The following is a 21133-nucleotide window of genomic DNA, read 5'->3' as shown; positions in this document are numbered from 1 at the left end:
CGTGGGGAGAAATAAGAAACCGCTCGGAAAGTTCGCTGCTCGCATCGCCCTCAATCCGTGTGCCGCGCGATGAGCTTCTTGACCTCTTCAACGAGATCTTTCTCAGCCACGGAAGCCTGCGCCGGACGCGCTTCCTTCCATGCCTTGTTGTCTTTGATCGCGGCGGCTGCCTTCGCGCCTTCGATCAGATCCTTCAGCGTAACCTCGCCCTTCTCGCGCTCGTCCGAGCCTTGAATGACGACGCACGGGCTCTGCCGTTTATCGGCATATTTCATCTGCGCCTTCATGCCCGACGACCCAAGGTACATCTCGGCGCGGATACCGGCGTTGCGGAGTGTCTGCGTCATCTGCTGATAACGCGCGACCTCACCCTTATCCATCACAAGAACCACGACCGGACCGAGCCGCGGTGTCTCTACGGCCCCAATAACCGAGAGCGCCGCCTTCAGCCGCGACACGCCGATCGAAAATCCTGTCGCCGGAACGCGGTCGCCCGTGAAGCGCGACACGAGATCGTCGTAACGGCCGCCGCCGCCCACTGAGCCGAAACGAACCGGCTTGCCGTCGTCGCCTTTGACGTCGAACGTCAGTTCCGCCTCGAATACTGGACCGGTGTAATATTCAAGCCCGCGCACACATGACGGATCGATCCGCACTCGGTCCGCGCCATAGCCCGCCGCCTCGCACAGCCGCACCAGCTCGGCGAGTTCGGCGATACCAGCGAGCCCTGCCTCGGAGTTCTTCACCGCGCCTTCAAAGTTCGCAAGAGTCACCGCGTTGGAGGGTGCCGTTGATCCCGCGCTGCCCCAGCCTGTGAATCCAAGAATGTTATTGATCGCCGCATCGGAGAGATTTGCGCCCGTGGTGAAGTCGCCGCTCTCATCCTTACGGCCCCGCCCGAGAAGCTGCGCAACGCCCTCGCCACCGAGCCGATCGATCTTGTCAACAGCGCGCAGCACGATCAAACGCCGCCCCGCATTTTCTGCCCCGGAAAGCCCGTTCGCTTCCATCAGACCGTCGAGCACTTTGCGATTGTTGACCTTGATGACGTAGTCGCCGCGCTTGATACCCAGCGCTTCGAGCGTATCGGCCGCGAGCATGCACATCTCCGCGTCGGCCGCCACGCCTTCGGCGCCAACGGAATCCGCATCGAACTGCATGAACTGCCGGAACCGCCCCGGGCCTGGCTTCTCGTTGCGGTAGACATAGCCGAACGCATAGCGCCGGAACGGCTTCGGAAGCGTCTGGAAATTCTGCGCGACGTAACGCGCGAGCGGCGCGGTCAGATCGTACCGCAAGCTCATCCATTGCTCGTCCTCGTCCTGGAACGAGAACACGCCCGCATTGGGCCGATCCTGATCGGGAAGAAACTTGCCGAGCGCGTCGGTATATTCGATCGCAGGCGTCTCCAGCGCGTCGAATCCGTAGCGCTCGTAGACGGCACGAATCTTCGCGATCATTTCGTCGAGCGCGCGAAGCTCTCCAGCTTCGACATCGCGAAAACCTTTCGCGAGCCGCGCTTCGGGACGCGCGCTTGTGGTATTTTGAGAAGCCATTGGAACAGTTGGGGACCGGTGCGAGTGAAAAGTTGCCGAGACACCTAATGCCTCGGTCGGCGGAGTTGCCTTATATCGGATCATATACCGAGACGAAAGCCGCCTCTAAACCCTACTGGCCGCGGGCAAAAAGGCCCTTGAGTGAGTGAAATCCGCGCCCAACCAAGCGGCTCCGGCGCATCCTGCCCTGCATCCGGTGAAACAACGCCTTCGGGGCCGCCGAGATGTCGCGCGCAACGATCAGATCGTAAAGCGGCACATCTTCCCCGCCAAAGCTGCGAATGAACGGGTGATTTCCTAACCCGAGGTCAAACCGGCGGACGTCCTGCGCGACGAAATACTTCATCGCTTCCAGGATCAGAAGGCGCCCCGGTGAGTAATGACTCGCCGCATCAGGATCGGTCGCGATCCGCAGCAAACTGAACGTGCCGCCATGCTGAATTCCAAACAGGCTCGCAATGATCTCGCCGCGGACTTCGAGGGCAAAAAGAGCCGCGAGCCCGGCCTCTGATCCATCGATTGCAAGACGTTCGTAAAACGCGTCGATCGGCTCGGAGAGCACATATCGGCCGCCGAGCGAAAGATGACGCGTCTGTTGCTGCTCATCCAGCACCGAACAAACACGCGCGATCTCATCCGGTGTCGTCGCGCGATAGAACCGAGCCTCCCCCTCCTTTTCCAAAAGGCGGTAGCAGCGCTCGACCTCTTTCCGATATTTCTTGCCGCGCGATTGGAGAAACATCTCGACCGTATCCGGAACCGTCACCCGATTGCCAAAACGGCGCGAAGGCGTAACGCGCGAGAGCATCAATAGCGGGTTGGCCCGGCCGCCAATCGTAGCGGGCATACGGTGCAAGCGAATGAGATCGACATCGGCGAGCGCATCACAAACACCGCGCCACACCCTCGCGATCGCTCGCCCGCTTGCCGGAAACGCAGGACCAAGAATCGGCGCGCCATATTGGCAAACGCCGAGATCCGCAAACTGCGCGACGGTAAGAGATCGCTTCTTCTTGATCAGTAGCGGAAGGATCATCGCAACGTCGCCGCTGTCGCATTCGCTTACGACAACAACACGCGGCATCGCGCGGGCCGCAGGCGCAAGCTCTTCATAGAGAACAGTCAGCCAATCGAGTGTTTGAAACCCTGTCGAAACGAGGCCAAGTTCCACCGCTTCCAGCGCGGCCAGCGCTTCGTCAGCCCCGTCGAATACTTCTGTGATGAATCGCTTTCCGCGCCAGCTCGAGAGAGCCGACGTAAGTCGTTCCGGAAGACCGAGAACTCGGCCATCCCCCACATCCGTCGTCGTCGCCATACGCAATACACTTCTAAGGCGATACGCGATTGATCCCGTCCATGGCTCCCCGTGTCACCGGCTTCGCCACAGCATGACCATAAGAAAACGGAGAGAGGCGGAACGCAAGCGCTGAGGCAAAGAAACAGCGCGCTTGAGCGCCGATCTTGAAGCAAATATTGTTGCTAAGTGTGCCCGCCAGATCAGCCCGGCCCGCTGATGACCGCAGCTGCGAACATGAAGAATACGACTTCAAACACTTGCTCGATCGCGCCCAGAACATCGCCCGTGTAGCCGCCGAACGCACGTTTTGCGAGGATTGCCAACCAAATCACCGCCAAGGCGGCAGCAATCAGCGGAATGACAAATGCTGCACTGCCGAGCAGAACAGCGCCCGGAATTAACCCTGTCACAATTGCGAACGCGATTTCGCTCCACGTCAGGCTGGATGCCTTTCCGCTGACCTTCGCCGTCTCGCGTGCCGGTTCGAGCACGGCAAGAGCCAACACCGATGCAAGCCGCGCAGCGGCATGTGCGGAGATCAAAACGAGCGCTGCGGACATTGCATCGAGACTGGCAAGCGCCGCCGCCTTCAGCCCAATCGCAACAATCAATGCGACCGCGCCGAAAGATCCGATCCGGCTATCGCGCATGATTTCGAGGCGACGCTCGCGCGTCTGCCCACCGGCGATCGCATCCGCCGTATCGGCGAGACCGTCTTCATGCAGAGCACCCGTAAGAACGAGAGCCGCAACGAGACCGATGAGAACGGGCAGCGGCGCCGGAAAGAATGACGCCGACCCGATAACAATACCCGCCGCAGCAACGCCGATGAGCGCGCCGACGAGCGGCATATACTTCGCGGAGCGCACCAGCCAGTCGTCCGGCCACGCCCCGGAAATGGCAACCGGAAGCCGCGTCAAAAATTGCACCGCGATCAGAAACTGTTGCGCTTCTTTCTGGATCATTTCGGATGCTGGCCGGGAAGATCAGCCATCTCTCGCAGCATGAGCTCAGCGGCACGCACAAGCGGTATCGCAAGCGCCGCGCCTGTTCCTTCTCCAAGACGCATTTGCAAATCGAACAGCGGCTTGGCACCGATATGATCGAGCAGCGCTCTGTGTCCAGGCTCGGCTGAACAATGCGCGAAGACAAAATTACTTCGAGCAGCGGGTGCAAGCGCCAGTGCCGCCAGCGCCGCCGCCGTGACGATGAACCCGTCAACGATCACGATGCGCCGCGCCTCTGCCGCCGCCATCATCGCACCGACCATCATCACCATTTCAAAACCGGCGAACTGCCGTAGCGCCTCAAGCGCGCGCGACCGCGGATCGTCGATCGCGATGGCCGCACGCTCCACTGTTTCACTGAGCACGCGAAGTTTGTGCGCAACGCCGGCCGGATCAAGCCCCGCCCCTGGCCCCACCAGCGTCGCAAGATCAATGCCCGTTAGAACATGACCGACCAGCGCCGCCGCGCTCGTATTGCCGATCCCGATCTCGCCGAACACGACGATACCGGCATTCTTTTCGTCGAGATAAGCATCAAGCCCGTGACCTTCTTCGAGGGCACCGGCACATTCCTCAAGCGTCATGGCCGGTTCGCGCCGCGCATTCCGCGTGCCCCGGCCGATGCGCCTGTCGATCAGACTGGCATGCGGCGGTAACGCCTCGATCATCCCCGCATCGACAAGCACGACACCCGCGCCCGCCGCACGCGCACAAATGTTGATCCCGGCGGTTCCTGCAAGCACCAGCTTGGCGATCTCGCGCGTCACCGCAGAGGGATAGGCGGTCACGCCTTCCGCAGTGAGCCCATGATCGCCTGCAAAAACGAGAACTTCCGCAGCGCCGAGCACCGGCTTCGGCTTCCGCGTGACGAGACCTATCTGAAGCGCCAATTCCTCAAGCCGCCCGAGCGAACCCACTGGCTTTGCTTTACCGCGAATGGCCGCCGTCAGCGTATCCGCGAACCCCTGCTCCCACTGCGCTTTTTGCCCGCCAACACTCATGCGCCGATATAATCTTCAACGCTGTGCTTCGGCTGCGGCACGCTCGTCGAATACTGCTCGAGGTTTTCGAGACCGGGCGGAACGGGCCCGCCGTGCGCCCAGTCCAACAATTCGATCGTATGCACGACCGGCACGTCGAGCCCCATTTGCAGTTGCCGGATACAGCCGATGTTTCCGGCAGCAACCACGTCCGGACGAAGCGCCTTGATGTGTCCCGTCTTCCTGTCGCGCAGTTCCCCGGCAATCTCGGGCTGCAAAATGTTGTAAACGCCTGCCGAACCGCAGCAGAGATGACTCTCCGGAATATCGACGACGGTAAAGCCCGCCTTCTTCAACAACGATTTCGGCTGGCTCGTCACGCGCTGCCCATGCTGAAGCGAACACGCAGCATGATACGCGACCTTGAGACTCGACCAACGCTTCGGCGCGCCAATATCATAACCATCGAGAAATTCGCTGACGTCTTTCGTCATCGCCGCGATGTCCTTCGCGCGTTTTGCGTATTCCGTCTCGTAGCGCAGAAGATGCCCGTAATCCTTGACGGTCGTACCGCAGCCGGACGTGTTGATGATGATCGCATCAACTCCGCCCTTGGCGATCTCCTTGCTCCAGGCCTCGACGTTCGCCCGCGCCATTCGGACAGCTTCTTCCTCACGTCCGATATGCAGACTCAACGCACCGCAGCAGCCAGCCCCGTTCGATACAACGACATCGATCCCGCCACGCGCGAAAAGCCGAATGGTTGCGTCGTTGATCTCAGGGCGCAGCGCCTGCTGCGCGCACCCGGCCAGCAGCAGAACCCTGCCCGTTCTGACCCCAGTCGGCGAAGCCGTGCCCGGACCACGAAAACGGCCGGCGCGCGGCCGCTCGGGCGGCGCAAGCTCAATCATCGCCGCAACTTCAGGCAACTTCATCGCCCGCAGCATCGATGTGAACCGGCGGCCCATCGGCGCCGCGCGCATCGCCCAGCGGAAACGATTTGGATAGGGCACGATCTCGGCGAGCGCGCGCCGGATCAGACGATCCTTCAAGCTGCGGCTGCCCGTCTTTTCGATATGCCCACGCGCAATCTCGACAAGATGCATGTAATCGACGCCGGAGGGACACGTCGTCATACACGAAAAGCACGACAGGCACCGGTCGATGTGCGTCGAAACTTCCGGCGTCGCCGCAGCTCCCTTCTCCAGCATGTCCTTGATGGCGTAGATCCGCCCCCGCGGACTATCGCGCTCATCACCCAGCACCACATACGTCGGACACGTCGCTGTGCAGAAACCGCAGTGAACGCACCGCCGCAGAATGCGATCGGCGTGCGCGGTCTCCTGATCGGCAAGCTGCGCTTTGGAAAAATTGGTTTGCATTGCGGGTGAGCGCTCGAATTCGCTTGGCTAGAGGTTGGCGTACATGCGGCCGCGATTCAAAAGTCCCTCGGGATCGAACGCGGACTTGACCCCGCGTGTCAATCGCTCGATTTCAGGCTTCATCGGTTCGAACACATCGACGCTGGCGCGAACTTCCGGTTCCGCGCGGATCAGCGTCGCATGTCCGCCTCGCACGGCAACCGCGCGACGGACGTCGGCTGCTCCCGCGTCCGCAGCGGCCGGAACTTCCAGCCAGATCAATGCGCCCGCCCAATCGTAAAGCGCCACCACCGGCATGAATTTCTGGATCGCCGCGACGATATCCGCAGCCTTTGTCGGCAACGTCGAGATACGCCAGAGGCTCGTCTCGGTGGAGAATGGCAGAACAGCAAGCGTTCGAAACTCGTTCCAAAGGCTCCACGTCGTCTCGGCGTTGAGGACGACCGGCGTCCCGTAAACTTTTAGCGCCGCTGCCAGCTTATCCTTGCGTTCTTCGATGGCGGAAGAAAACGTTTCGAGGCGCAGCAGCGTCACGGCCTGCCCGGTTCCTGCAAGATTTGAATGCGTCAGCCGCGCCGCGCATTCCTTCGGCAGATGCACTGCGCCCGTCACCTCGTATGGCGTGCGCATGGCGGCCATCATAGCTTCAAGCGCCAGATCGTCTGGAAGACCGGTATACGCCAGCGTCAGCACCGTTTCCGGTAAAGGCGCCACCTTGAAGGTCACTTCGGTCATGACCGCCAGCGTTCCCCAGCTTCCGCTCAGCCCGCGCGCCACGTCGATGCCCGTCACGTTCTTCATGACGCGGCCACCCGACTTAAAAAGCTCGCCCCGTCCGTTGACGGCGCGAACACCAAGCAGATGATCGCGCGCACTGCCGCTCGAAACGCGTCTGGCGCCGGAAAAATTCGTCGCAAACACGCCACCGATCGACAGCGCGCCACCCGGTGCGCCCGTCGCTGGCCCGAGATCGATCGGCTCGAACGGCAACATTTGTCCCCGCGCCGCCAGGATGGCCTCGATCTCATAGACGGGCGTTCCGGCCCGCGCCGACATCACGATCTCAGTCGGCTCATACAGCGTCACGCCTTTGAGACCCGCCGTCGACAACACGACTTCCGAACGCGCAACACGTCCAGCGTTGCGCAACGCCCCATGTCCGACGACCTCGACGCGCCGCTTCTGCGAAGCGAGTTTCGCGATCATGGATTGGAGTTCCCACTCGGCCGCGGGACGCAGAAGCTCAGTCACAGTGACACCATTCGCTAGGCGGCCTCGGTGTTGGTTTCGCGACCCGCGCGCATTCCTTCGCTAGCAGCGAGAGGAAAGACCTTCGCCGGATTAAGCCGCCACGTGGGATCGAACACCGACTTGATGCGCATTTGCACCGCAAGATCTGTCGGCGAAAATTGCGTGGCCATCAACTCTCGCTTTTCGATGCCGACGCCATGCTCGCCAGTGAGACAGCCACCAAGCTCGACGCAGAGCTTCAGAATGGCTTCTCCCGCCGCCTCCGCTTTCGCAGCTTCATCTTCGGAGTTTGCATCATACAGGATGAGCGGATGCAGGTTGCCGTCACCCGCATGGAAAATATTGGCGACCTTGAGGTCATACTCGGCACAGATCTGCGCGATGCGCGTCAACGCGTGCGGAAGCTGCGCGAGCGGAATGGTCCCGTCCATGCAAAGATAATCGGAGATCCGCCCGATGGCACCGAAAGCCGCTTTGCGCCCGGCCCAGATGCGCGCGCTTTGCTCAGCGCTCTCGCTGATAACGACGGTTTTGGGATCGAACGCCGCGGCGATCTCCGCAATCTTGCCGAGCAGAATGCCGATCTCGCTCTCGGAACCCTCGACTTCGACAATGAGAAGCGATTCAACATCACGCGGATACCCAGCGTGCGCGAACGCTTCGCAAACTTCGATCGCAGCCCGGTCCATGTATTCGATCGCGACCGGAATAATACCCTGCGCGATGATCCCCGCCACGCACGCACCAGCCGCTTCCGGCGACCGAAATCCGATCATCATCGGCCGCGCACCTTCGGGCGCCGGAACGATTTTCACGGTTGCCTCGGTAATGACGCCGAGTTGCCCCTCGGACCCGATGATATAGCTCAAGAGATCGTAGCCATTGCGCTCGATGGCCGCTCCGCCGATCTCCACGATCGTTCCATCGATCATCACCATCTTGACGCCGATGACGTTGTGCGTGGTGACGCCGTACTTGAGGCAGTGAGCGCCACCGGAGTTCATCGCCAGATTTCCCGCGAGCGTACAGGCGAGCTGGGACGACGGATCGGGCGCGTAGAAAAAACCTTCCTCCGCAACCCGCGCCGTGATCTCGAGATTGGTAATCCCGGCTTCGACCCGCGCGAGGCGATTGTCGTAATCGATCTCGATGACGCGGTTCATCTTCGAAATGCAAAGAACAATCGCGTCTTCTGTCGGCAAAGCTCCACCGCAGAGCGACGTGCCAGCGCCGCGCGGAATGACCTTCACGTCATTGTCGTGGCAATACTTCAGGATCTTGGAGACGTCTTCCGTCGTTCGCGGAAGCACCACCAGCATCGGCACACGTCGATAGGCCGTAAATGCGTCGGTCTCATAGGCGCGCCTGCCGTCTTCATCGAGGATCAGCAGATCCATGCCGACGCGGTCGCGCAGACCTTCAATCAGAATAGGTCTGCGGCGCAGGACGCCGACATCAGGATCAGGCAGCTCAATATGCGGCATCGCCGAACGTTCTCTCCAGAGCGATCCTGCCTCCAACGTCGCGAGCGCTCGCTTTCGTGCGAAGCGTCCCGCGGTCGCCGCGGCAGGTAGCTGCAACGGTCGCAGGTTTGAAACACGCACACGCTGTCGTTAAGCATTTTTGCACGCGCTTCAACGCACGGCAACGACCATCACACGCCGGATCGAGCCTCGGATCTACCGCGGTCCGCGCGGTGGGCCGCCACGCTCGTGCGGTTGCCCGCGCATTGCGGGCCGTTCGCGATGCGCGGCAAAACAGCGGCTGATGCAGGATTGAAGCTGCGCGTCACAGCGGGGCGAAGACAAAAGCTTCGTCGCCATACGGCAGTCGTTGTGTTGCGCGCGGCATTGCTGCACGCAAGGGTCGGAATGCGCCGAAGCCGACCATCCAACCGCCAGGAAAGCGATGAAAATGGCCGCGCCTGCCAGCTCCTTTCGCGATATCGCGACTGGAAACATGGTATCTCCTCGTGCCGGCCCCGGCCCAGATAGACATGTACCGTTACCGGCATATCCATGAACACCCGCTGAACCAGAGGCCCTCGCGCTGGTTCCAAGCTATGGAGGGAGTCCGCGGCCGTCTAGAACGCGAACTCCTCGAAAATGTGGTCGATCGTCTTTTCCCAGCGCCCATTATAGCGCTGCAGAAGGTCGTCGGATACCGTCTGTCCACTGGCGACAATATAGTCCAGCGGCTCCAGATACACCGTTTCGTCCGCACCCTGTTCATTTCGCCGGCCGCGATTTTGCAAACCAAGGCGCGAGATAGCAAGTGCGTCGCGCGTAATCTCGCGGACGCTTCTCCCGCGCAGCTTGGCGGCAAAACCTTCCTTTGGCACGTCATTGCGAAGGGTTTCGCGCTCTACTGCGGTCCAATCGCGAACGAGCTGCCATGCCTGGTCCAGCGCCGCGTCGTCGTAGAGAATGCCTGTCCAAAATGCCGGCAGCGCAGTGATCGTGCCCCAGCGCCCGCCGTCCGCTCCGCGCATTTCTAGAAAGCGCTTTAAACGCACTTCCGGAAAAAGCGTCGTCAGGTGATCGGACCAATCGTCCGCAGTCGGCAAAACGCCCTCAAGGCCTTTGAGCCGCCCTGCCATGAAATCGCGGAACGACGCTCCGGCGACATCGAAATAGTTGCCGTCTCGGTAGACGAAATACATCGGCACATCGAGCGCATAATCGACATAGCGCTCGTAGCCCATGCCCGCTTCGAACGCGAATGGCAGCATGCCGGTGCGCCGCCTGTCCGTGGCGCGCCAGACTTCGCTGCGCATGGACTGAAAACCGTTCGGCCGTCCTTCGGTAAATGGCGAGGAGGCAAACAGCGCCGTAGCGATCGGCTGCAGCGCCAGCGACACGCGCAGCTTTTTCACCATGTCGGCTTCTGAGCCAAAGTCGAGATTCACTTGTATCGTCGCCGTCCGATACATCATGTCGAGGCCGCGGCTGCCAACCGTCGGCATATAGCGCGTCATCACCTCGTAACGCTTCTTCGGCATATGCGGCACCTCATCGAGCCGCCATTTCGGCGAGAAGCCGACACCGAGAAAACCGATCGCGAGATCTTCGCCGACGCCAAGGACTTCGCGCAGATGTTCGTCCGTTTCGTCCGCCGTCTCGTGCAACGAATCGAGAGGCTGGCCCGACAGCTCGAATTGACCGCCGGGTTCGAGGCTGATGGTTCCGCCCTTCTCGCCTTCGGGCCGCTTGAGCGCGATAATGTTGTCGCCTTCCTGAATCGGAATCCAGCCGAAGCGGGCGATCAATTGCTCCATCAACGCGCGAATACCGTCGTTGCCGCCGTAGGGCACCGGAGCAAGCGACATCGTGCGGAAAACGAACTTCTCGTGCTCCGTACCAATTCGCCAATCCGATTTGGGCTTCTCGCCAGCCGCGATCCAGCGCACGAGATCGTCGCGCGACTCGACCCGTTCGGCTTCTGCACCCTGCTCTCGTGTGGACATGCCCGCGTAACCCGGCTCGATCCCTTGACTGCGCTCGGGTAGCTCCCGGACGGCTGGAGCCTTATGGCGGGGAGAACAAGGATCGGCAAGAGAAGAGCGAAGGGACGTTTTTTACCGTCCTTGCCAGTCACCCAATACACTGTTGACCAGAGCCAAAACGGCCACCGCCGCCGTGTCTGCCCGCATGATTCGTGGTCCGAGCGAAAGCGCCACGACATAGGGTTGAGCCATCAACCGCGCACGCTCTCCCGCCGAAAATCCGCCCTCTGGCCCTATCAGAACGCCGACCGGCCCCTTCGTCACGCCTCTAAGCACGGCGATCGGATCGGCCATCTCTGCCGCTTCGTCGCAGTAGATAAGCGGGCGCGCCTTATCCCAAGCGTCCAAAGCGCTGGATAATGACTGCGGCGACAGAACCTCGGGTACCCGAAGAACGCCGCACTGCTCGGCGGCTTCGATCACATTCGCCCGCATCCGGTCGGAATTGACGCGCTCGGCAATCGTTCGCTCGGTGATGACGGGCCGAAGGCGCGCAACGCCCATCTCCGTCGCCTTCTGCACCATATAGTCCAGGCGCGATCGCTTCAGCGGTGCGAAGAGGTAATCAATGTCAGGCCCGGCTTCCTGTGGCCGTGTTTGACGCTCAGCGCGGAGTGTCGCGCCACGCTTTCGAACATCGGCGAGCGTTGCCAGCCATTCTCCGTCGCGGCCGTTAAAAACAAGCACAGCCGCGCCGGCCTGCATCCTGAGCACGTTCGTCAGATAATGAGCCTGCGCGGATTCAAGCGCCACCTCAGCCCCTTGCGCGAGGTCCGAGGCAACGAAAAGACGTTCTGAAGTCAGATCGCGGACAGCCATTCTGCCGTCTTAACCGAGCCGCGCGTCCCGTCAAACGCCGCGTTGGCGCCGAGCCATTGCGTTGCGGCACCTTGACCGCTAGCGTTCGCGCAAAATTCCGGCGCACGGTTGAGTAATGGGAGCAGATTTTTCCTCAGGAACGAATTTACCGGTGGCCGACGCAGCCCCGTCAAATTGGGTTGACCGCTGGGCGCCCGCGTCGTGGCGGCCATACCTTCGCCTGGGCCGTTTCGACCGTCCGATCGGCGCTTGGCTGCTGCTGTTTCCCTGCTGGTGGTCGCTAATGCTCGCTCAGGTTTCAGAGCGTGAACCCGTAGCGAACGCGAGCTATCTCGTATTGTTTGCAATTGGCGCGTTCGCCATGCGCGCCGCCGGTTGCGCCTATAATGACTACATAGATCGCGACATCGACGCCAAAGTCGAACGCACGCGCAGCCGCCCGATTCCATCCGGCCAGGTGTCGCCCGAAGGCGCGTTGAAGTTCGCAGTTGTCTGCGCCCTCGTCGGCCTTGCCGTTCTGGTCAATTTCGATTGGTTCACGATCTGGCTCGCAATCGGTTCGCTCGCCCTCGTCAGCGTCTATCCGTTCGCCAAGCGCGTGATGCCATATCCCCAACTCGTGCTCGGATTGACGTTCAGCTGGGGTGCGCTCGTCGGGTGGTCCGCCGTTCAAGGGTCGCTCGCGCTTCCGGCCATTGTCCTTTACGTCGGCTGCGTGTTCTGGACGATCGGCTATGACACGATCTATGCCCACCAGGACAAGGAAGACGATGCGCTTCTGGGGCTTGGCTCAACGGCACTGCAATTCGGCGAAGATACCGTCACATTCGTCGGCGCGATGTACACGCTCGCCAGCCTGTTCTGGCTCGTCGCCGGCGCGCTTGCGGGCGCCCACCTTGTCTATTTTCTTTCGGTGACGCTGGTCTTCCTGCAAATGTCCTGGCAGGTCGCAACGCTCGACATCAAGGACCCCGCCAACTGCCTGTGGCGCTTCAAGTCTAACCGTGATGTGGGGATCGCCGTGTTCGTCGGCCTGCTGGCCGATACGACGCTATCCTGGTTCGCGGGATTGGGCTAAACCCGCCCGAAAACAGGAACGGCGCGAAGGCCCCCTTCGCGCCGCGCCGTAACGCCTCGATATCGACTTTACTTGGGGCGCTATCGGCCCGCATTACGAAAAATCTAGCACAAGCCCCTTCCGATAGCCTTAACACGTCCGTAAATATGGCGTTTCGAAATGTCCGGCTTTCGGCCGAAGCTGCGCGGAACGCTTTGCCACGCGCAAAATATTGCCGAATGGTTGACGCAAGGGGACGCATGAGCTTTCTCGGACCCCGAGATAACGCTTCGAAGTGTACAGGGCCGCTTACTTCGTGATTGCGCCCCGGATTCCAAGGGAAAATCGACGACGCCATGACCTCGCCTACCCAATCGACACAACCGCAACTTCTGCACCTCGTATTTGGCGGCGAATTGAAAAGCCTCGAAGGTCACGAATTCAGTGACCTGAGCGAGATCGATATCGTTGGCGTTTTCCCCAACTATCAAACCGCGTACGCCGCCTGGAAAAACGCCGCCCAGCGCTCGGTCGACAATGCAATGACGCGCTACTTCATCGTGCACCTGCATCGGCTGCTCGAACCGAACGGCCTGAAGGTCCCGCCACAACCCGAAACATCCGCCTCGTGAGTTCAGTCGACAACAAGCCCGGCAAACGTCCTCGGGCACGACTCCGTCTTGATGCGGCGTCACGCGCCATCCTGAACCGCTTCATGTCCGAGTGGGTGTGGCCGCGCCGTTGGCAACTCGTCTGGACGTTTTTCCTCACGGCATGTCTTGCGGCGATAACGGGCGGCTATCCAACAGTCATCAAGCTCTCGTTCGACACACTGATGGGCGGCCACACCGGCGCACTTCCGTGGGTACTCGCGGCCATCGTCGGCATCACCTGCGCACGCGCAACGTTTCTGTTCTTCCAGGCAGTCGCGACCAACCATTTCGTTCTGCGACTGACCGCCGACATGCAGAAGCTCGCGTTCCGCCATCTCGTCAATGCAGATTTCGCACGTCTCTCGCGCGAGACACCGGGACGCCTCGTCTCACGCCTGACGAACGACATCGGCTTCATTCAAACGGCGCTCACGGCTGGATTGAACTCCGCTCTGCGCGATACGCTTTCGGTTATCGCCCTTGTGATCGCAATGCTCTATCTCGATTGGGCAATGACGCTCGTCGTCTTGAGCGTCTATCCGATCGCAGCCCTTCCCATCGCAGCGATCAGCTCACGCCTGCGCCGCGTTGCCAAGCAGACGCAAAGCGGCCTCGGCGACATGACATCGCTGTTGACGGAGAAGCTGTCCGGCTCGCGTCTTATCAAGTCGTTCCGCCTTGAAGACTATGCTGCCGGTCGCCTCGATAACAGCTTCGAAGACATCTACCGCCTGCGCATGAAGGCGGTGAAAACCCGCGCCCGCATGGACCCGATCCTCGAAGTCCTCGGCGGTCTCGCAATCGCTGGCGTCGTCGCCTTCGCCTATCTGCGAATTTCGAACGGCATTTCGACCGTTGGCGACTTCATGGGCTTTGTTACGGCCCTGTTGATGGCCGCTCAACCGATCCGCGCGCTTGGCAGCCTGGCCGGACGCGTCCAGGAAGGTATCGCCGCCGCTGAAAGCTTCTACGGCCTCATCGACGAAAAACCGTCCATTACCGACAAGCCGAATGCAGCACGGCTCAACGTCTCTCGCGGAGAAATATCATTCCGCCACGTCGCCTTCGCCTATGATCCGAAATCGACGGACCGCGCCGTCTATGATTTCACGCTCGACGTTCCAGGCGGATCGACGGTAGCGCTCGTCGGCCGGTCCGGCGCAGGCAAGACAACCATCGTCAACCTCGTGCCGCGCCTCTTCGATCCAACCTCAGGCGAGATATTCATCGATGGCCAGGAAGTACGCGACGTAACGCTTGCCTCGTTGCGCGATCAGGTTTCCATCGTCAGCCAGGACATCACACTGTTCGACGATACCATCCTCGCCAATGTCGCGCTCGGCCGCCTCGGAGCCAGCGAGGCAGACATCATCGAAGCGACGAAAGCCGCAGCAGCACACGACTTCATTCTGGCCCAGCCGCAAGGCTATCAGACGGTCATCGGTAGCAGCGGCAGTCGCCTTTCGGGCGGACAACGCCAACGCATCGCCCTCGCCCGCGCCATCCTCAAGAATGCGCCCATTCTTCTGCTGGACGAAGCCACCAGCGCGCTCGACAACGAAAGCGAACTTCTTGTCCAGCAGGCGCTCGCTAAGTTCACCAAATCGCGCACCACTCTCGTCATCGCCCATCGCCTGTCGACGGTGCAGAACGCCGATATCATTTGCGTGATGGATGGCGGCCGCATCGTCGAACGTGGCACGCATGCCGAACTGTTGAGCAACGACGCACATTACGCGCGCCTGAACCGGTCGAGCCACGGCCATGCGATTGCAGGCTGAGGTCAGACGCTATTCGCGCCGCAGGAGCCCGTTCACCAGACGATTGGCCCAGCCATTCGCCTTGAACGACTGATTGACCTCTTTGGCATCGTAGACGGTCTCGACCCACTCCCAGAAGCCAATGCCTGTCTTCGCTTCATCCTGAAGGTAGCGGTCGAACACAGCGTCGAGCACACCCGTGTCGGCGCTGCGGATGTGCCCAAAGCGGAGCGAAAGCTGCTCCTTCGCTTTGCGCACCGGCAAACCTTCATGCACCAAAAGCGCCACGGCGCTCATCAAGCCCGCGCGATCCGCGCCAGACTTGCAATGCACGAGGATAGGATACTCCACGCGCTCCAGCATGCTACGCATGGCGAGAAAATCAGCCCGCGTCGGCGCATCCCGCGATTTCAACATCAGATCAACAAAAGCGATCCCGTGCCGCGCGCATGCTTGCTGCTCCAGCCAACGTGTACCGAAGGTCTGCTCGCTGCGGAGATTTACGATCGTCCGGATTCCGCGCTTCGCAATCCACGCCACGTGGTGTGGTGCCGGTTGCGCCGAGCGCCAAATGTCATCCGAAATGCGATGGCGGTTATTGTAAAGAACGCGAGCAATACCGTAGTCCATGACGAGCATGTCGCCGTAGCACAACGCCGGAGCAAACCGGGACCGGACCCAGCCCGGCGAAGCGCCAACGGCGCCCTGCAGAAGCGCAGTGCTCTTCCGGCGCAACCCACGTTTTGCTTGTTTGATCAGGCTGGCCATAGTCGCCCGGTAGAATGCCCGCGATTCGGCCCCCGCAGAACGGCCGTCCCCAGCGTTTCGGTAACTTGTTCGTACACAAAATGCCCCGGGACCGGTCCGCAATTGAACGTGCTAGTTATTCACTATAGCAACAGGCCGCAAGGGGTTCGAACCTCATTCGGTTTCTGTCCTGACGACCACTCTCCCGAGACCTGGAAGGCGACCTGTCCGCATGGCCGATACGAAGAAGACGCTGCTGCGATTTGGCGGGCGCACTGTTGCCCGCTACATCCGCCACGTCGGCCGAACATCTACCAGCGTTTACGAACCCAGCGATCTCCTGGACCGCCTTGCAGGCGTCCACCCCTGTATCGTCGCATGCTGGCACGGCCAGTTCATGATGGTCTCGGAACTGCGGCCCGAAAATGTCAGGGTCGCCGCGATGGTGGCGCGGCACGGAGACGCTGAACTCGTCAGCGAGACGATGCGCTCGATGGACGTCGAACTGATCCGCGGCGCAGGTGCCGGACACCGAAAGCGCGACCGCGGTGGCGCCGCCGCGTTGCGCGCGTCCGTCGGCACGCTGCGCGACGGCGCATCGCTGGTAATGACGGCGGACGTACCGCCGGGACCAGCCCGCGTAGCTGGTGCCGGGATCATCGCAATCGCACGAATCTCCGGCCGCCCCATTGTACCCGTGGCAGTCGCGTCGAAACATTTCGCATCGCTCGACACTTGGAGCCGGCTGACGTTCGCCCTTCCCTATTCGAAGCTCGCATTCGTCGGCGGCAATCCGATCTTCGTTCCGAAGGACGCTGACGCAGACGTACTCGAGTCCAAACGCCTGGAACTCGAAACCGTGCTCAACGCGGTGACTGTCCGCGCGTATGAACTCGCAGGCGGCGACATCAACCGCGCGACCCCGCTCGATGTTCTCGCCGCCGCCAATCCGCCCGAGCCCGGCCTCGCATTGAAGGTATACCGCGCGGGAACATCGCTTTTTCGCCCAGCCGTTCCGGCTTTCCTCAATATGCGCGGTCGCCAGGGCAAGGAAAACATCCACCGGCGCGGCGAACGTTTAGGTTTCGCTGGACGCCCACGACCGCCCGGACAGATCGTCTGGGTTCATGCCGCCAGCGTCGGCGAAGCGAACGCCGTCCTACCGATGATCGATCGCATCCTCGCCGCGGCTGACGATGTCCACGTGCTGTTGACGACAGGCACAACGACGTCGGCAGAGGTTGCCGCGCGCCGCCTGCCGGAGCGCGCGTTTCACCAATACGTGCCGCTGGATGTGCCGAGCTACATCGAAAGATTTCTCGATCACTGGCGGCCTTCGATTTCGATTTTCACGGAATCTGACATCTGGCCAAACCTCGTGTTGAAAACGGCCGCGCATAAAATTCCGCTCGTGCTCGTTAACGCGCGCATGTCCCCACGAAGCATCAGCCGCTGGCGGCGCTTCGCGAAATTCGGACGGCCGCTGTTTTCCCGCTTCTCAGCCGTGCTGACGCAGAACGCGCAGATCACCCGCGCCATCAAGCGCCTCGGCGCGCCGAACGTCATCACCGCCGGAAATCTGAAGATCGACGCGCCGCCGCCGCCCGTCGATGCCGATGCGCTCGCGACACTCCAATCAGCAATCCGCACACGGCCGGTCTTCCTCGCCGCGAGCACGCACCCTGGCGAAGACACCGTCATTGCTGCGGCACACGCGCTGATGCGGCGCGACGTGCAAGGCTTGCTGACAATCATCGTGCCCCGCCATCCGGACCGTGGCAGCGCACTTGCTTCATCGCTCGGCGCACTGGGCCTGAAGACGGAGCTTCGCAGCCGCGCGTCTGCTCCGTCGGCCGATACCGAAATTTACATCGCCGATACGATCGGAGAACTCGGCACCTTCTACAAGATCGCGCCGATCGCATTGATCGGCGGCTCGCTGGTCGAACACGGCGGGCAAAATCCAATCGAAGCCGTCCGCATGGGTGCCGCGATCCTATCCGGTCCCTTCACGCACAACTTTCGCGATGCCTACGCCGCGCTTTATGCCGAGGGCGGTGCAGCCGAAGTGCGCTCCTCCGATGACATCGCCAAGCAGGTCACCCGACTCTACGCAGATCATGCCGCGGCAGAGAAGATGCGAGCGGGCGCAGATCGCGCTCTGCAATCGCTCGGTGGTGCACTGGATAAAACGCTCGGCGCAATTCTGCCTCTACTCGAACGACAGAGGCGTTAAATGCCGGTCCGCGAACCCGAATGGTGGTACGGCGCGGAATCGTCATGGCAGGCCGCGCTTCTCGCTCCGGTCGCAGCGGTCGTCGGACGTATCGCTTCAGCGCGCCTGCGCGATCAAAACGGCTACCGTTCGCGCCTTCCGGTCATATGCGTCGGAAATTTCACCGCTGGCGGATCCGGTAAAACACCGCTTGCGCTGCTCCTTGCCAAACTCGTCAAGGAAGAAGGCCGCGCACCGTGGTTTCTATCTCGCGGATACGGCGGAAGCGCATCCGGCGCAGTTCTCGTGGACCCTACGCGCCATGCCGCGGCCGACGTCGGCGACGAACCTTTCCTGCTCGCAGCACACGCATCCGCCGTCGTCTCACGTGACCGACGAAAAGGTGCCGAACTGATTGAGCAGAACGCAACCGGCCCCGCTGCAATCATCATGGACGATGGCTTGCAAAATCCCACCCTCGCAAAGGATTTGACGATTGCAGTCGTCGATTGCGCACGACGCTTCGGCAATGGCCGCGTCATCCCGGCGGGACCACTGCGGGCGCCGCTCGCCGAACAAATCCGCCTTGCAAACCTGATTGTTCTAAACGGCGAAGTCCGATCCGCCGCCAGCGACCTGCGTGTCAAACTCAGCAGGCTGACATCAGCACCGATCATATCCGCTTCAGTGCGCCCAACCGCGAATGCCGATCGTTTCCGCAGCCGAAAAGTTATCGCCTATGCCGGTATCGCAAACCCCGGACGGTTCTTCTCTCTGCTGGAAACATTAGGGGCCGTCGTACTCAGCCGTCACGCCTTCGCCGATCATCATCCGTTTTCAGACCACGATGCACGCATGCTGCTCGAAGCAGCACAGGGCGCAAACGCGGAACTCATCACGACCGAGAAAGATTTCGCGCGCCTCGCAAGCGCAAGTGGCGCTGTCACCGAACTCCGTGCGGCTTCATCGGTGCTGGCCATTGAAGCGGCGATAGACGGCGAAAATTTGCAAACCTTGAAAGCGTTGCTCCATGCCGCGCTCTCGCGGCAATCATAGCAGGGCGATCAACCGAGACGCGACACGTCGCCTTGAGCCTTGAGTTCGAGATACCGCTGCAGCGAAATCTCGGCCGATGCATACGCCTCCTGTGCGTCGACGCTCCAGTAGCGCAGATCGTTCAGCGCAATCGGCTGCCCGGTCACGGCGCAGCGCACGAACTCGCCCGCGGAGACGACTTCGAATTCTCCGTCCAGATAGCGAAGCTTGGCTTCGTTACGAACGCCAAAAAATTTCTCGATACGGTTCATTCTGCCTCGGAGCGCGCCTATCTCTGCAGGCCAACAGTGTTTGATGTGCGGGCCACAACCCTGCACATCAAACAGTCTAGCTCAAGCTCATTAAAAAAGAGAGCCCTGTCCGCCGCGACCGCCTTTCTTGGGGCGCGGGGGTTTTGTGTCGATTTGCGGATCGCGACCGCTTCTGTCAAGCGGTGGGGTACCATCCGCGACGACACCGATCCGTCCGTCGGCAAATTCGATGCCGAGCGCTGCACCCGGCGCAATCGATCCCGCCGACCTGACCATAAGTCCCGCGTCATCCCGTACCAGCGCGAACCCTCGCGCCAGAACGCTCTGATAACCCAACGACTTGAGAAGCGCCGCGCGTCCGTCGAGCGTCCGGCGGCTGTCGACCAGCCGTTGCGCTAAAGCCCGGTGTCGACGCCGATCCAGCGTCTGCAACCGTTCGTCAAGTCTGGAAATCTTCTGAACCAGCGGGGCCCCATTCAAACGCCCGCCCGTTCTTGCCAGCCGCGTACCATGAGCGCGCGTATTCGACAAAAGCGCCCGCGACAGCCGCCCATCAACGGCATCGAAACGCTGACGTGGCATAGCGATGAGATCCGCCAATCTTGGCAAACCCCGAGCCGACGCCTTGAGGTGCGAGCGAACATCGTTGAGCACGCGCCGCATCGCAGTGCGCTGACGGCTATCAAAACTCTCGACCCGTTCTATCAGGTCGGAATACTTAGGAACCGCCCATTCCGCAGCCTTGGTCGGCGTTGGAGCGCGCGCATCCGCAACGAGATCGATCAGCGTCCAGTCGGTTTCATGCCCGACTGCCGAGATCAGCGGGATGTCACTCTCCGCGACCGCCCGCGCCACGCTCTCTTCGTTGAACCCCCAAAGGTCCTCAAGGCTGCCACCGCCGCGCGCCACGATCAGAACGTCCGGGCGCGGAACCTTACCGTCGGCAGAAAGCGCGTTGAAACCACGGATCGCCGCGGCGACCTCAGCCGCACTGCCTTCGCCTTGTACGCGCACCGGCCAAAGCAAAACGCGCGTCGGAAAACGCTCGTTGAAGCCGTGCAGCATATCTCGGATCACCGCGCCGGTCGGCGACGTGACGATGCCAACCACCTTCGGCAGAAACGGCAGGGGCTTCTTGCGCGCTTCGTCAAAAAGCCCCTCGGCCGCGAGCTTGCGTTTCCGCTCTTCCAGAACCGCCATCAACGCACCGGCACCTGCCGGTTCAATGGCCTCTATGACGATCTGATACTTCGACGACCCCGGAAACGTGGTCAGCTTGCCTTGGGCGATAACCTCCATGCCCTCTTCGGGCTTGAAGCGCAGGCGGCCAAATGATCCCTTCCAGATAACCGCGTCGATCTTCGCCTTGTCATCCTTGAGTGCGAAATAGCAGTGTCCGGAGGCATGAGGGCCGCGATAACCGGAAATTTCGCCCCGGAGACGCACATGTCCGAATTCGCCCTCGATCGCGCGCCGGATCGCGCCCGAAAGCTCGGAAACGGAATACTCCGGCGTGTTCGCGCCCGAACGGGCATCTTTTGCTTGAGGAAGGTCAGTCAATTGTCTGCCGTCTTGTCTGTTTCAAGTTCGATGATAC

General features: G+C 61.2%; 17 protein-coding genes. 5 read left to right on the top strand and 12 right to left on the bottom strand.

What is annotated here, in order from left to right; genetic code table 11:
* Nucleotides 1–50 precede the first annotated feature (50 nt).
* From hisS to DLM45_RS11495, 9 genes are all read right to left on the bottom strand, one after another.
* On the bottom strand, nucleotides 51–1556 hold the full coding sequence (gene hisS, locus DLM45_RS11535) for a histidine--tRNA ligase (protein WP_181337250.1): 1506 nt from the start codon (nucleotides 1554–1556) through the stop codon (nucleotides 51–53).
* 112 nt (nucleotides 1557–1668) lie between these two features.
* The gene (locus DLM45_RS11530) at nucleotides 1669–2871 is read right to left on the bottom strand and encodes a GNAT family N-acetyltransferase (protein ID WP_181337249.1); all 1203 of its coding nucleotides are present in this window, start codon (nucleotides 2869–2871) and stop codon (nucleotides 1669–1671) included.
* Between the two features lie 182 nt (nucleotides 2872–3053).
* Nucleotides 3054–3818: an adenosylcobinamide-GDP ribazoletransferase gene (gene cobS / locus DLM45_RS11525; protein ID WP_181337248.1), complete on the bottom strand. Its 765-nt coding sequence runs from the start codon at nucleotides 3816–3818 to the stop codon at nucleotides 3054–3056.
* Entirely contained in the window at nucleotides 3815–4861 is a 1047-nt protein-coding gene (cobT, locus tag DLM45_RS11520; protein WP_181337247.1) for a nicotinate-nucleotide--dimethylbenzimidazole phosphoribosyltransferase, read from the bottom strand. Before cobT ends, cobS begins: the two co-directional genes overlap by 4 nt.
* Nucleotides 4858–6222 carry a glycolate oxidase subunit GlcF gene (gene glcF, locus DLM45_RS11515; RefSeq protein ID WP_181337246.1) on the bottom strand — a complete coding sequence of 455 codons (1365 nt, stop codon included), beginning with the start codon at nucleotides 6220–6222 and terminating at the stop codon, nucleotides 4858–4860. Before glcF ends, cobT begins: the two co-directional genes overlap by 4 nt.
* 27 nt (nucleotides 6223–6249) lie before the next feature.
* Nucleotides 6250–7473, bottom strand: a complete 1224-nt coding sequence (locus tag DLM45_RS11510; protein ID WP_181337245.1) for an FAD-binding protein — start codon at nucleotides 7471–7473, stop codon at nucleotides 6250–6252.
* Nucleotides 7474–7487: 14 nt separating this feature from the next.
* Complete coding sequence (locus DLM45_RS11505; RefSeq protein ID WP_181337244.1) at nucleotides 7488–8957, bottom strand: FAD-binding oxidoreductase; 1470 nt, start codon at nucleotides 8955–8957, stop codon at nucleotides 7488–7490.
* A gap of 599 nt (nucleotides 8958–9556) precedes the next feature.
* Entirely contained in the window at nucleotides 9557–10939 is a 1383-nt protein-coding gene (locus tag DLM45_RS11500; protein ID WP_181337243.1) for a glutamate--cysteine ligase, read from the bottom strand.
* 111 nt (nucleotides 10940–11050) lie between these two features.
* Entirely contained in the window at nucleotides 11051–11797 is a 747-nt protein-coding gene (locus DLM45_RS11495) for a 16S rRNA (uracil(1498)-N(3))-methyltransferase (protein WP_181337242.1), read from the bottom strand.
* 115 nt (nucleotides 11798–11912) lie between these two features.
* On the opposite strand from DLM45_RS11495, the gene ubiA reads away from it, so the two are divergent.
* From ubiA to DLM45_RS11480, 3 genes are all read left to right on the top strand, one after another.
* The gene (gene ubiA, locus DLM45_RS11490) at nucleotides 11913–12875 is read left to right on the top strand and encodes a 4-hydroxybenzoate octaprenyltransferase (protein ID WP_181337241.1); all 963 of its coding nucleotides are present in this window, start codon (nucleotides 11913–11915) and stop codon (nucleotides 12873–12875) included.
* Nucleotides 12876–13210: 335 nt separating this feature from the next.
* Nucleotides 13211–13486: a DUF4170 domain-containing protein gene (locus DLM45_RS11485; RefSeq protein ID WP_181337240.1), complete on the top strand. Its 276-nt coding sequence runs from the start codon at nucleotides 13211–13213 to the stop codon at nucleotides 13484–13486.
* Nucleotides 13483–15288 carry an ABC transporter ATP-binding protein gene (locus tag DLM45_RS11480; protein ID WP_343062289.1) on the top strand — a complete coding sequence of 602 codons (1806 nt, stop codon included), beginning with the start codon at nucleotides 13483–13485 and terminating at the stop codon, nucleotides 15286–15288. Before DLM45_RS11485 ends, DLM45_RS11480 begins: the two co-directional genes overlap by 4 nt.
* A gap of 9 nt (nucleotides 15289–15297) precedes the next feature.
* On the opposite strand, the gene DLM45_RS11475 is transcribed toward DLM45_RS11480, so the two are convergent.
* Nucleotides 15298–16035: a protein tyrosine phosphatase family protein gene (locus DLM45_RS11475; protein WP_181337239.1), complete on the bottom strand. Its 738-nt coding sequence runs from the start codon at nucleotides 16033–16035 to the stop codon at nucleotides 15298–15300.
* Nucleotides 16036–16246: 211 nt separating this feature from the next.
* Between DLM45_RS11475 and DLM45_RS11470 the strand changes: the two genes are divergently transcribed.
* Nucleotides 16247–18250, top strand: a complete 2004-nt coding sequence (locus DLM45_RS11470; RefSeq protein ID WP_181337238.1) for a glycosyltransferase N-terminal domain-containing protein — start codon at nucleotides 16247–16249, stop codon at nucleotides 18248–18250.
* Nucleotides 18251–19285: a tetraacyldisaccharide 4'-kinase gene (lpxK, locus tag DLM45_RS11465; RefSeq protein ID WP_181337237.1), complete on the top strand. Its 1035-nt coding sequence runs from the start codon at nucleotides 18251–18253 to the stop codon at nucleotides 19283–19285.
* 8 nt (nucleotides 19286–19293) lie between these two features.
* On the opposite strand, the gene DLM45_RS11460 is transcribed toward lpxK, so the two are convergent.
* On the bottom strand, nucleotides 19294–19536 hold the full coding sequence (locus DLM45_RS11460; RefSeq protein ID WP_181337236.1) for a DUF2093 domain-containing protein: 243 nt from the start codon (nucleotides 19534–19536) through the stop codon (nucleotides 19294–19296).
* Between the two features lie 90 nt (nucleotides 19537–19626).
* A complete protein-coding gene (gene xseA, locus DLM45_RS11455) occupies nucleotides 19627–21096 on the bottom strand; it encodes an exodeoxyribonuclease VII large subunit (protein ID WP_181337235.1) in 1470 nt (489 codons plus the stop codon).
* Nucleotides 21097–21133 lie beyond the last annotated feature (37 nt).

It is taken from the genome of Hyphomicrobium methylovorum (assembly GCF_013626205.1).
Lineage (GTDB): Bacteria > Pseudomonadota > Alphaproteobacteria > Rhizobiales > Hyphomicrobiaceae > Hyphomicrobium_B > Hyphomicrobium_B methylovorum.
Note: the sequence above shows the minus strand (reverse complement) of the source record. Positions and strands in the feature narration are given on the sequence as shown.